3 protein-coding genes are annotated in these 13,843 nt (G+C 74.9%); all 3 read left to right on the forward strand.

Annotated elements, in window-relative coordinates; all coding sequences use genetic code 11:
- Positions 1-526 precede the first annotated feature (526 nt).
- The 3 genes from ACWCQK_RS28145 to ACWCQK_RS28155 all read left to right on the forward strand — a co-directional run bounded on the left by ACWCQK_RS28145 (position 527) and on the right by ACWCQK_RS28155 (position 13,731).
- Positions 527-6,832, forward strand: a complete 6,306-nt coding sequence (locus tag ACWCQK_RS28145; protein ID WP_451159580.1) for an amino acid adenylation domain-containing protein — start codon at positions 527-529, stop codon at positions 6,830-6,832.
- A gap of 50 nt (positions 6,833-6,882) precedes the next feature.
- A complete protein-coding gene (locus ACWCQK_RS28150) occupies positions 6,883-8,163 on the forward strand; it encodes an ATP-grasp domain-containing protein (RefSeq protein ID WP_451159582.1) in 1,281 nt (426 codons plus the stop codon).
- A gap of 204 nt (positions 8,164-8,367) precedes the next feature.
- A complete protein-coding gene (locus ACWCQK_RS28155) occupies positions 8,368-13,731 on the forward strand; it encodes a non-ribosomal peptide synthetase/MFS transporter (RefSeq protein WP_451159584.1) in 5,364 nt (1,787 codons plus the stop codon).
- Positions 13,732-13,843: the final 112 nt, after the last annotated feature.

The following is a 13,843-nucleotide window of genomic DNA, read 5'->3' on the forward strand; positions in this document are numbered from 1 at the left end:
CCGAGTAACACGCGCGCAATGTGCGGAAGCAAGGGAGCAGATCCGCCGGAAACCGATCGTACGGGGGCGCGGCGTGTGGATCGCGTCAGAACAGGGCCGGTCGCCGTCATGGACGCGTTAAGCGTCGGAACGAGGGCGTTCGCCCCCTCCATGATGATCGCCGGGCCTGCCTGAGCAGCCGCGGACCATTCGCTTTACGCACGGTTGGAGAAAGAGTCATCCCCAGGGCCGGTAAGGGATTACGTCGGACGCAGACCCGCACGGGCCACTGACCGTCCGGCTGTCCCGCCGTGCCCGTCGGTGCCCGGATCGGGGCCGCCGACCGCGGTCACCCCGGCGGGCGTCAAGGCCATCGCGGGTTCGCCCCGCCACCGTCACCATCACCGACCGTCATCACCGTCTCCGGCCCGGCCACGGGCAGCGGCCGGCCCTTCGGCCAGGGCCGGTGGAGACGCGTGTGCCGCTCGCCGGACCGAGAGCCGCCCTCCCGGTGAGCCGGCCCCACGACTTCGAAGAAAAGGGCACCATGAGCAACACAGGCGACGGCCTGCGCGAACGGCTGGCAGCGCGTCTCGCGGCCGGCCGGGAGGCGGTGGCCCAGGGCACCGTCCCTTCCGCGGCCGCGACGTCCGAAGGCCCGGCTCCCCTGTCGGCCGCGCAGCGCAGACTGTGGTTCCTCGCTCAACTGGAGCCGGACAGCCCGGCGTACAACGTGCCCGTGGTGCTGCGGTTCACCGGGAGTCTGGACGAGGGCGCACTGCTCGGCGCCCTGCGGGACCTGGCGGAACGCCACCGCGTACTGCGCGGCGTCATCGATCCGGACGGACCGCTCCCGGTCGTGCGCACCCGTCCGGCCGCCGACGTGCCGGTGTCCGTGCGGGAGGTGGACGAGGCGGACCTCGACGCGGCGCTCGCCGAGGAGACCGGCCGCCCGTTCCGCCTCACCACCGAACCGCCCATGCGGGCCGTGCTGTTCCACACGCCCGGCTGCCGGGTCCTGGCCCTCACGCTCCATCACATCGCCACCGACGGATGGTCGCACCGGATCCTCGTCGCGGACCTGGCCGCGCTCTACGCCGCCCGGCGCGGTGAGAGCGAACCGCCCGCCCCGGCACGGCAGTACGCGGACGTGGTGCGCGAGGAGCCCGAGGACGCGGCCGGTCTCGACTGGTGGGCCGCGAACCTGGCCGGCCTGCCCGCCCTGCTCGACCTGCCCACCGACCGGCCCCGCACCCTGGCATCGGCGTGGCCCGGCGCGGCCACCCCGGTCACGGTGCCGCCCTCGACGGCGGCCCGGGTGCGCGCCGTCGCCGCGGAGAGCGGCGCCTCCCCGTTCATGGTGCTCATGGCCGCCTGGCAGGCCCTCCTGGGACGGCTCGCGGACACCGACGACGTCGCGGTGGGCGTCCCGCACGCCGGACGGCACACCGAGGCGAGCGAGGCGGCCGTCGGCTGCTTCCTCGACACGGTCGTGGTGCGCACCGACCTCGCGGGCGACCCGACCGGCCGCGATCTGATCGCCCGGGTGCGGGCGGGCGCGCTGGACGCCTTCGCTCACTCCCGTGTGCCCTTCGAACGCGTCGTGGAACGGCTCAGCCCGGAGCGGACCCTGTCGGCCACGCCGGTGTTCCAGGTGCTGCTCAACCTGTACGACGCGTTGGAAGCCCCCGCCCTGCCCGGCGTGCACGCCGAGTGGCGGCACGTGCCGCCTCGTACGGCCAAGTTCGACCTGAGCATGGAGCTGGCCGACGGCGGGCCCGGATCCGGTGTGAGCGGCCGCCTGGAGTACCGCGGCGACCTGTTCGACGCGGCGACCGCCGAGAACCTCGTGCGGTGGTTCCTCGCGCTGCTGGAGGGGATGGCCGCCGATCCGGCACGTCCGGTCGGCGAGATCCCCCTGGAACCGGAGACCGGACCCGCGCTCGCTGGTCCCGTCACCGCGCCGGCCGAGGTGCCGGTGCACACGCTGATCGAGAGGTGGGCGGACGAGCGCCCGGACGCGACGGCCGTGACCGGCGCCGACGGCAGCCTGACCTACGGCGAGTGGGACCGGCGCGCCAACCGCCTCGCCCACCGGCTGATCGCGCTCGGCGTCGGCCCGGACCGTCCGGTCGGCGTCCTCCTGGATCCCGGAGCGGACTTCGCCACGGCCGTACTCGGCATCCTCAAGGCGGGCGGCGCCTACCTGCCGATGGACACGGCCCACCCCGCCGCCCGCATCCACGACATGCTGCGGGCCTCCGGCACCCGGCTGGTGGTGACCGCGGGCGAACCGGCGGACCGCGTACGCGGGTTCGCCGATGTCGTCGAGCCGGCCGCCCACGGCGACGGTCCGCGGACGCGGCCGGACGTGCGGGTCGGCCCCGACGACCTGGCGCACATCATCTTCACCTCCGGCTCGACCGGGGCCCCCAAGGGCGTCGCGGTCCGGCACGGCAACCTGGCCCACTGCGTCACCGGTCTGATCGGCCGCATGCCCGAGGTCGCGGGCGGGTCCTTCGCGATGGTGTCCACGGTCGCGGCCGACCTTGGCCTGGCCTGCCTCTACGGGGCCTGGCTTACCGGCGGCACCCTGCACCTGCCGGACCGGGAGACCGCGACCGACCCGCGGGCCTTCGCCGCGTACCTCGCGCGGCACCGGGTGGACGTGGTCAAACTCGTCCCGAGCCACCTCACCATGCTCGCCCGCCACGGCGACCTCGCCGGCGTCCTGCCCGGCAGGCTGCTCATCCTCGGCGGTGAGGGCTGCCCGTGGTCCCTGGTCGAGGACGTCCGCCGGGTGCGGCCCGACCTCGCCGTGCACACCCACTACGGGCCCACCGAGGCCACGATGATGTCGCTGGTCTGCGACGTGGACGAGGTCCCCGAGGCGGCGCGCACCGGGCTGGTGCCGCTGGGCCGCCCGCTGCCCAACGTGATCGGCCGCGTGGTGGACCGTGCGGGCCGCCCCCAGCCGGCCGGCGTCCCCGGCGAACTCCTCCTCGGCGGACCGGGCGTGACCCGCGGCTACGTGGGACGACCGGACCTGACCGCGGAACGCTTCGTCGACGACCCGCGGGGCGGCCGCTGGTACCGCACCGGCGACCTGGTACGACTGCGCGACGGTGACGTCGTGGAGTTCCTCGGCCGCGCCGACGACCAGGTCAAGGTGCGCGGCTACCGCGTCGAGCCGGGCGAGGTGACGGCCGCGCTCAGGTCGCTGCCCGAGGTCGCCGAGGCCGTCGTACTGGCCGAGGGCGAAGCGCACGAACGGCGGCTGGTCTGCTGGGTCGTGCCCGCGCCCGGCCACACGCCGGGGCCCGACGGGATCCGGGCCCGGCTGCGCGAGTCGCTCGCCGCCCACATGGTCCCGTCCGACGTCGTGGTCCTGGAGCGCATCCCGCTCACCTCCAACGGCAAGCCCGACCGGGCGGCCCTGCGCCAGGCACCGAGGGCCGCCCGGTCCGAGGCCGCCGCGGTCGCACCGGCCACCGCCGCCGAGCGGGCGGTCGCCGAGGTGTGGACGGCACTGCTCGGTGTGCCCCGGGTCGGCGCGAGCGACGACTTCTTCGCGCTCGGCGGCCACTCCTTCGCCGCCACCCGGATGGTGGGCCTGCTGGCCGAGGCCACCGGCTGCCGGCTGCCCGTACGGGTGGTCTTCGAAAAGCCGGTGCTGCGCGACCTGGCCGCCGAGCTGGAACGCCGCACGGCGGGGCAGGCCGCGTCCGGGCCCGTGCCCCGGCGCGCGGATCCCGCCGCCCCGGCGCGGCTGTCGCCCGCGCAGGAGCGGCTGTGGTTCCTGTGGCGGCTGCGCCCCGACAGCGACGCGTACCACACCGCCGTGGCACTGCGGCTGAACGGCCCGCTCGACGTGCCCGCCCTGCATGCGGCGGTGCGCGCACTCGGCGACCGCCACGGGGTGCTGAGCGCCGTCGTCACCGAGACGGAGTCAGGGCCGGTGACCGCGCCGGCCGCCCCCGCCACCCTCGCGATGCCCGTCGTGGACGCCGGGACGGACGGCGTCGACGCAGTGGTACGCGCGGAGGTGTCGCGGCCGTTCGCCCTGGACCGCGAACCGCCCTCGCGGGCGCTGCTGCTGCGCACCTCGGCGACCGAACACGTCCTGGTGCTCACGGTGCACCACATCGCCGTCGACGCCTGGTCCTGGGCGACGATCACGGACGACCTGTCGGCGCTGTACCTGGCGCGGCGCGGCACCGGACCGGCTCCGCGGCCGCTCGCAGCGCAGTACGCGGATGTGGCCGAGTGGCAGCGTACGCAACGCGACGGACACGCCGCGGACGCCCATCTGGACTGGTGGACAGCGCAGTTGGACGGCCTGACCCCGCTCGCGCTGCCGGTGGACCGGCCGCGCGGACCGGCGGCCGGCTGGGCGGGCGCCTCCGCGCCGGTGGAACTCCCCGCCCAACTGGCCGCACGCCTGCGGCGGGTGGCGGCGGAGCTGGACTGCACGCCGTTCATGGTGCTGCTCACCGCCTGGCAGGCACTGCTGGCCCGGCTCGCGGGCACCGAGGACGTGCCGGTCGGCGTACCGGTGTCCGGGCGCACGCTGCCCGGCACCGAGCGCATGGTCGGCTGCTTCGCGAACACCCTGGTCCTGCGCGGCGACCTCTCCGGCGACCCCACGGTCAGACAGGCGCTGCTGCGCACCCGAAGCAGGGTGCTGGACGCCCTCGACCGCGCCGACACCCCGTTCGAGGAGGTCGTCCGACGTCTGCGGCCGGAACGTGATCCGGACTCCACACCGCTCTTCCAGGCGATGCTGAACGTCATCGGCGTGCCCGCCGCCGCGGACACCTTCGCCGACCTTTCCGCGGCGCGGGTCGACACGCCGCGCACGGCGGCGCAGGTCGATCTCTCGCTCGCGCTGATGGACGACGGCACCGGGTTCACGGGCACGCTGACCTATCGGACCGGGCTGTTCGACCAGGCCACCGTGAGCCGCTGGGCGCGCTGGTTCGTCGCCCTGCTCGATGGCGCGCTCGACGAGCCGGACCGGCCGATCCTCGCCCTCGACCCGCTCACGGCGGGCGAGCGCGCCGAACTGCGCTCGGCCGCCACGGGCGAGGCGCTGGCGCCGGACCGGCCCGCCACGGTCGTCGGCGCCGTGCTGGAGCAGGCCCGCCGCAGGCCGGACGCCGTCGCGGTGCTCGCCGCCGACGGCACGGTCGGCTACGGCGAACTGGCCGAGTCCTCCGGCCGGATCGCGGCCGTCCTCGCCGCGCGGGGCCTCAAGCCGGGAGAACCGGTCGGCGTCTGCCTGCCCCGCGACCGGCGGCTGCCGGGGGCGCTGCTCGGCGTGCTGAGGGCGGGGGCGGCGTACCTGCCGCTGGACCCCGAGCACCCGCCGGGCCGGCTGGCCGGGCTGGCCGCGGACGCCGGGGTGCGCGTGGTCGTCTCCGGCGGCACGGCCCTGGCCGCGGCCCGCGCCCTGCCGGGAGCGCACGTGATCGACGTGGACGAGGCCGTGACCCGGGCCCGTCCGGCCGACCTGCCGGAACCCGAACCGGAGCGGACGGCCTACGTGCTGTTCACCTCCGGCTCCACCGGACGGCCGAAGGGGGTGCAGGTGACGCACGCGAACCTGGCCGCCTTCGTCGCCGCGCTGTCGGCCCGGCCCGGGATGACCGAGGACGACGTCACCCTCGGCGTGGTGCCGTTCACCTTCGACGTGTTCGGCTACGAACTGTGGGTCACCCTCGCCCGCGGCGCGCGGCTGGCGCTCGCGGACCGCGACACCACCACCGACGGCCACGCGCTGGCCGAGTGGATCGAGCGGACCGGCGTGACGGTCGCGACGGCCACGCCGACCACGCTGCGCCTGCTCCAGGCCGCCGACTGGCCCGACCGGCCCGGGATGCGGGTGATCAGCATCGGTGAACTCCTCGACCCCGTCCTCGCCCGTGACCTCGCGCCGCGGCTCGGCGAGCTGTGGAACGCCTACGGACCCACGGAGACCACGATCTACTCGACCATCGGCCGGGTGGACGGGCAGGCGACCGACCGTGCCGTGCCCATCGGCACCCCGATCGCCGGTACCCGGATCCACGTGGTCGACCGGTGGGGCCGGCCCGCGCTGCCGGGGAGCGCCGGCGAGCTGTGGATCGCGGGCGCGGGCGTGGCCACCGGATACCTGGACCGGGCCGAGCTGACCGCCGAGCGTTTCGTCACCGGTGCCGACGGCGAGCGCTGCTACCGCACGGGCGACCTCGTGCGCCGGCACGGCCGGGGGCTGGAGTACCTGGGGCGCGGCGACCTCCAGGTGAAGGTGAGGGGCCAGCGCGTCGAGCTCGGCGAGATCGAGGCCGTGCTGCGCGAGCACCCCGACGTCGCCGACGCGGTCGTCACCGTCGCCGGCCCGGCCGGTGAACGGCACCTGGTCGGCTATGTCGTGTCCACGGCAACCGCGCACGCTCCCTTCGAGAGCCATCTAGCCGAGCGGCTGCCCGACTACATGGTCCCGCGCCGCTGGATGGTGCTGGACGCCTTCCCCACCACGCCGAACGGCAAGGTCGACCGCGCCGCGCTGCCCGAGCCGGCCGTGGCCGAGCTGGCGGCGGACGCACCCATGTCCCTGATGCAGCAGGTCGTGGCGAAGGTCTGGGCCGAGGTGCTGCACGTGGACGAGGTCGCGGCCCGGGGCGACTTCTTCGCGCTGGGCGGCACCTCGCTGGCCGCGACCCGGATGGTGGGCCGACTGCGTGAGGCGATCGGCCAACGGATCCCGGTACGGGCCGTGTTCGACCGTCCGGTGCTCGCGGACTTCGCCGACGACGTCGAGCGGCTGATGCTGGAGCGCCTCGCCGAAGAGCAGGGCGAGGCACCGGCATGACCGGATCCGGCGCCTTGGCCGACCAGGAACGACCGAGCGGGAAGCAGGACATGACGACACACCCCGTGATCATGGTGGGGTTCACCTGGACCGCGGTGGCCGCCGTCGGCGCGTTCCAGCCCGATGCCTCGGTGATCGTCATCGAGGAGCCCGACGTCGTCCGCAAACGCGCACTGCGCGCGCAGGCGCGGGACGCGGAGGTGATCCGCGAGCTGGTCGCGTTCGAGTACCAACTCGCGGGCGCGGCCGACGCGTTCCACGACGCCCACCCCGATCTCGCACCCGCCGCGATCGCGCCGGTGGTGGAGGACGCCACCGTGTTCGCCGCGCGCCTCGCCGAGCGCTACGGGCTTCCGGGCGCCGGGCTCGGCGCCGCACAGGTGCTGCACGACAAGGCGCTGCTGCGCGGGGTCACCCGGGCGGCCGGCATCCCCAACCCCGCCTCGCAGGCGGTGGACGATCCGGAGCAGGTGCGGGCGTTCATGGCGGCCCACCCCGGTGCGGCGGTGCTCAAACCGGCCGACCGGCAGGGGAGCGTGGGCATCCGCGTCCTGCGCCACGCGGACGAGGCGGACGACGCCTGGGCCGAGTGCGTCGCCGAGTGCGCCGCCCTGACCGGCGGGGTCTGGCTGCCGGACCGGCCGCTCCCGGCGCGGATGCTGGTGGAGCGGTACGTCAGCGGCCGCGAGTACAGCGTGGAGATGCTGGTGTCGGCGGGCCGCGTCCTGTTCGGCAACGTCACCGAGAAGGACCTCTTCCCCGGCCCCCGGCCGGTCGAGCGCGGACACCTGGTACCCGCCGACATCTCCGGCGAGCTCGACACGCTCCTGCGTGAGCGGACCGAGCAGGTCGTGCGCGCGGTCGGCTTCGGCACGGGCATGGTGCACTGCGAGTGGATCGTCGAGGACGGCACGCCCTACCTGGTCGAGTGCGCCGGGCGCCCGCCGGGCGACGAGATCGTGGACCTGATCGAGTGGGCGTACGACACCGAACTGGTGCGCGCCTTCTGGAGCGTGCTCCGGGGGGAGGAACCGTCCGCGCCCCTGCCGCGGCGGGCGCGCAAGGCCGCAGCCGTCCGCTTCCTGCGAGCCCCGGACGGCGTGGTGGAGAGCCTCGACGGACTGGCGGCGGCCTACGCCGTACCGGACGTGATGGCCTGCCGGTTCCTCGTCGAGCCCGGAGCGCGCACCCGCGAGCCGCGCCACTCCCTGGACCGCGCCGCCTACGCCGTGAGCTGCGCGGCGACGCGTGAGCAGGCCGTACGCCGGGCCGAGGAGGCCATCGGCCGCCTGCGGATCGAACCGCGGCCCCCGGAGGCGTCCGGGCCATGATCCGGCACCCCCGCACCCCGCCCGCCGGCACCCGCGGGCGGGCACCCGCCCCGCACGACTTCCACTCAATCGCTCGCCCCACGCCGGCCGCGAGCCGGACACGCAAGACCGCGAAGGAACAGGTGGCGCCGCACGGACACGCGTGCGTGCGCCCGGCCACTCGGCCCCCTGCGACAGCGCGCACGTCGATGGAGAATGAACGCAATGGGAACTGAGGCCCTCGGTACGGCCCCGCGCTCGACCACAGCCGACCCGCGGGCACGCTCCCGTGAACTGCTGGAACGGCGCCTGGCCGCGGCACTCGCCAAGCCCGCCGACACCATTCCACGCCGCTTCGACCCCGCCGCACCCCTCCCGCTGTCGGCCGCGCAGTCCCGCCTGTGGTTCCTGGAGGAACTGGGCACCAGCGGTACCGCGTTCCACGCCCGCCTCGTGCTGCGGCTGCGGGGCGCCGTGGACGAGGCGGCCCTGATCGGCGCGGTCCGGGATCTGGCGCAGCGCCACGAGGTGCTGCGCGGCCGGATCGAGGAACACGGCGGGCAACCCGTCACCGTGGTCGGCGAGGCCGCGGACGTACCGGTGTCCACCGGGGACGTACGGCCCGAGCGGCTGGAGGAGGCGCTGGCCGCGGAGGCCGACGAGCCCTTCGACCTCGCGACGCGGCCGCCCCTGCGCGCGGCGCTGTGGCGAACCGGCGACGAGCATGTGCTCGCGCTGACCTTCCATCACGTAGCCATCGACGGCTGGTCCCTGGGGCTGATCCGCGCCGAACTCCCGGTGCTGTACGCGGCACGGCTCGGCCTCGGCCAGAGTCCGCCGCCCGCCGCCCAGCACACGGACTACGCCGCGTGGCTGGCCGCCCGCTCCGAGCAGCCCGAGGCCGTCGACTGGTGGGAGGAGGAACTGGCCGATCTCGCACCGCTGCTGGACCTCCCGCTGGACCGACCCAGGCCCCCGGTCGCCGGGTCGGCCGGCAGTGAGGTCGCCCTCGCGGTCACCGGCCCCTTGGCCGAACAGGTCCGCGCGGTGGCCGAACGGACCGGCTGCACCCCGTTCATGGTGTTCCTCGCGGCGTGGCAGGCGCTGCTGTCGCGCATGTGCGCCACCACCGACGTGCCGGTGGGCGTCGTGGAGGCGGGCCGCCGCCACCCCGGCACCGACGGCATGGTGGGCTGCTTCGTCAACACCGTCGTCATGCGCACCGACCTCTCTGGCGACCTGACGGGGGCCGAACTGCTCACGCGGGTGCGGGAGGTGGCGCTCGACGCCTACGCGCACGCCGACGTGCCGTTCGAGCAGGTGGTGGCCAGGCTGCGGCCCGACCGCACCGCCACGGCGGCCCCGATCGTCCAGACGCTGTTCAACTTCCTCGTCCTGGACGACGAACCGCCGGCCTTCCCCGGCCTCGACGCCGACGCGCTGGGCCGACCGGTCCTGTCCGCCAAGTCCGACCTCCACGTCACCGTGGCGGAGGGACCGTCCGGCTTCACCGGCACCCTCAACTACCGCAGCGAGCTGTTCGACGAGGACACCGTCCAGGGCATCGCCTCGTGGTACCTCGACGTGCTGGCGCAGTTGGTTGACGACGTCGACGCGCCGGTGTCCGCCGCCGCGCCGGTGTCCCTGGCCGCGTCGGAGCTGCGCGGCCCGGTGCGTGAGGAGGCCCCCCGCACCCTGCATCCGCTCGTCGAGCGGTGGGCGGACCGCACCCCCGACGCGCTCGCTGTCGTGGCGCCCGACGGCACGCTGACCTACGGGCAGCTCGACCGCGCGGCCAATCGCGTCGCCCACGCCCTCATGTCCGCGGGCGTCCTGCCCGACCAGCCCGTCGGCGTGCTGCTGGAGCACTCGGTGGCCCTGCCGGCCGCCCTGCACGGCGTGCTCAAGGCCGGCGCCGGCTATCTGCCGCTGGACGCCACGCACCCCGCGAACCGGATCGCCGCGATCCTGGACACCGCGCGGGTGCGCACGGTGGTCACCGTGCGGGAGTTCACCCACCTCGTCGAGGGAGACGGCCGGCACATCGTCGTCCTGGACGACCCGGCCGTACTCGCGGACCGGCCGGAGCACCGGCCCGACATCCCGCTGGACCCCGGACACCTGCTGCACGTCATCTTCACCTCCGGATCCACCGGCACGCCCAAGGGCGTCGCCGTCGAGCACGCCAGCGCGACCGACTACCTGGACGGCGTGCTGGAACACCTGGGCGACGACGTCCGCGGCGGTGTGTTCGCCGTGATGTCGACGATCGCCGCGGACTTCGCCCACACCTGCTTCCACGCCGCTCTCACCACCGGCGGCACCGTCCACTTCGTCGCCCGTGAGACGGCCATGGACCCGGTCGCGCTCGCCGGCTACCTGGCCGACCACCCCATGGACGTCATCAAGCTCGTCCCGAGCCACTTCGAGCTGCTGGCGGCCCACGGCGACGTCGGCGCCGTCCTGCCCCGCAAACTGCTGATGTTCGCGGGCGAGGCGCTGCCCTGGTCCATCGTCGAGCGGGCCCGCGCCGCCCGCCCCGGACTGCGGGTGCAGAACCACTACGGGCACACCGAATCCACCATGGTCCGCACGGTCTGCGACGTCGACGACGTCCCCGAGGACCTGCGCACCGGCATCGTCCCCCTCGGCCGGCCGGTCGCCAACACCGTGGGCTTCCTCGCCGACCGCGACGGCCGCCCGGTGCCCGTGGGCATCCCGGGAGAACTGCTGGTGGGCGGTCCCGGCGTCGCCCGGGGCTACATCGGGGCACCCGAGCTCACCGCCCAGCGGTTCATCACCGTCGACGGACAGCGCATGTACCGCTCCGGAGACGTCCTGCGGATCCGCCGGGACGGCTGGGTGGAGTTCCGCGGACGGGTCGACGACCAGGTCAAGGTGCGCGGCTACCGGGTCGAACCGGGCGATGTCGCCGACGCCCTGCGGCAGTTGCCGGGCGTCGCCGAAGCGGTCGTCCTGCCCGTCGGCGAAGGGCAGCGCCAGGCGCTGGCGGCCTGGGTGGTGCCGGAGTCCGGGAGTCGGCTCGACGTCCGGCAGATCCGTACCGGACTGCGCGAGCGCCTCCCGGAATACATGGTGCCCGCCTCCCTCACCGTGCTCGCGAGGATGCCCCTCACGGCGAACGGCAAGGTCGACAGAAAGGCCCTGCCGCTGCCCGCGCCCGAGGAGGCCGGAAGCCGGGCGATGCCGCAGACCCCCACCGAGCACCGCCTGGCCCAGGCCTGGACGCGGATCCTCGGGATGGACGACATCGGCATCGACGACGACTTCTTCGCCCTCGGCGGGGACTCGTTCGCCGCGGTCCGCGCCGTCCGGGCCTGCGACCCCGGCCTGCGGGTGATCGACATGTTCACCCGTCCCACCATCCGGGAACTGGCCGCGCACCTCGAAGCGTCCGACACCGGGCAGGGCCGTCTGCTGCACCGCCTGAGCGGGACGCGCGACGCCACGGCCACCGTGGTCTGCGTCCCCTACGGCGGCGGATCGGCGGCCGTGTACCAGCCGCTCGCCGCCGCCCTGCCGGACGATCTGGCGCTCCTGGCGGTCGAGCTGCCGGGACACGATCCGGCCCGGCCCGCGGAGGAGTTCCTGCCGCTGGACGAGCTGACCGAACGGCTCGCCGAGGAGATCGACGCGACCGTGAGCGGGCCCGTCGTCGTCTACGGACACTCCGTGGGCTCCGCCGCGGCCGTCGCCCTGGCCCGCAGGCTGGAGGACGGCGGCCGCGAGGTGCTCGGCGTGGTCGTGGCGGGCAACTTCCCCTCCGCGCGGCTGCCGGGACGGGCCGCCGCCTTCGCCCACCGGGTCCTGCCCCTGGAGCGATGGGCCTCCAACCGCCACTACCGGGACGTGCTGCGCACGACCGGCGGCATCCTCGACGACATGGACGACACGGCCACCGAGACCGCGCTACGGGCCATGCGTCACGACTCCGGCGAGGCCAGGGCCTGGTACGCCCGGCAACTCGCCGCGCCGGGCGCCGCCCTGCGGGCCCCGATCCTGTGCGTGGTGGGCGAGGCCGACCACTCCACCGAGCTGTACCAGGAGCGCTACCGCGAATGGGAGACCTTCTCCCCCCGGGTCGCGCTCGCCACCATCCCGAAGGCGGGCCACTACTTCCTGCGGCACCAGGCGACCGCCCTCGCCGCCCTGCTCGGACGACGGATCACGGACTGGACCGCCGGCCACCTGCCCGAGCCGGCCGCCCCGGCCCCCGCGCGGCCCTCCGGTCTGCGGGCCTTCTACACCGTCGCCGGCGGCCAGTTCCTGTCCATGCTGGGCGGCAGCCTCAGCATGTTCGCCCTCGGCGTGTGGGCCTACCAGCGCAGCGGCCGGGTCCTGGACCTGGCCCTCGTCACGATGCTCGCCACGCTTCCCGCCGTCCTCGCCACCCCGGTCGGCGGAACGGTGGCCGACCGGGTGGACCGCCGCCGGGTGATGCTCGCCGCCGACACCGTCAGCGCCCTGGCGATGGCCGCGCCGGCCGTGCTCCTGCTCACCCACCGGCTGTCGCTGCCGGCCGTGTGCCTGATCGTCACGATCACCGCACTCGCCACCGCCTTCCACCGGCCCGCGTACCTGGCCGCCACCGCCCAACTGGTGCCCAAGCCCTATCTGCCGCAGGCCAACGCCCTCGTCGGACTCGGACTCGGCTTCGCCACCGTCGTCGGACCGCTCCTGGGCGGCGCGCTCGTGGCGGTGGTGGGCGTGTCCGGCGTCGTCGCCGCCGGTGTGGGCGCCTTCGCCGCCGGCATCGCGTCCCTGCTGGCCGTACGCTTCCCCGACCGCCTCTTTCCCCGGCAGCGGGAAACCTTCGGACAGGCACTCATCGGAGGCTGGCGGTTCATCGCGCGGCGCAGGCCGCTGCTGCTGCTGACCGGCTTCGCCGCCGTGCTGAACCTCTTCGCCTCCGTGGTGTTCGTCGCCGTACAGCCGCTAGTCCTGTCGTTCGCCGGTGTCCCGCAGCTAGGACTGGTCACGACCATCGGCGGACTGGGCGGCGTGGTCGGCGGCCTGCTGATGGTGCCGTGGGGCGGCACCCGGCGCCGGGCGACCGGCATGATCGGCGCCACCCTCGGCGTGGGAGCGGGCACCGTCCTGATGGGCCTGCACGCGTCCCTGCCGCTGGTGGCGGCCGGACTCGCGGTGCGGATGGGGGCCATGGCCGTGCTGAACGCGCACTGGCTGTCGATCATCCAGGTCAAGGTCGGGCAGGAACTGCAGGGCCGGGTCCTGGCCACCAACGTCACGCTCGCCCTCGCCACCCAGCCCCTGGGCCTCCTCGCGGCGGGCCCGCTCGCCGATCACGTGTTCGCCCCGGCCCTGCGTGAGCACGCGGCGCTGGGCGACGCGCTGGGCACCGGTCCCGGCCGCGGCATGGCCCTTCTGCTGATCGTGTGCGGGGTGTGCATCGCCGTCTGGGGCACGCTCGGCCTGTGCTGGCGGCCGCTGCGCCGACTGGAGGACGACCTGCCCGACGCGACCCCCGACCCCGAGACGGATCAGGATCTCGACACGGTCCAGGACATGGCGGACCGGCGGCTCGCCGTCGTACCCCGCACCGGCTGAGACCACCCCCGTACCGGGTGCGGCGGCACGGCCGCGCGCCGCCGCACCCGGTACGGGGGACCACACCCCGGCGCACCCGCGTCCGGGCAGGGCGGCACGAGCCCCTGAGGAC

This window comes from Streptomyces sp. NPDC002306 (assembly GCF_053593435.1).

What these genes read in the sequence shown, in the direction of transcription:
- ACWCQK_RS28145 (WP_451159580.1), top strand. Translation starts at nt 527, where the DNA reads ATGAGCAACACAGGCGACGGCCTGCGCGAACGGCTGGCAGCGCGTCTC.
- ACWCQK_RS28150 (WP_451159582.1), top strand. Translation starts at nt 6,883, where the DNA reads ATGACGACACACCCCGTGATCATGGTGGGGTTCACCTGGACCGCGGTG.
- ACWCQK_RS28155 (WP_451159584.1), top strand. Translation starts at nt 8,368, where the DNA reads ATGGGAACTGAGGCCCTCGGTACGGCCCCGCGCTCGACCACAGCCGAC.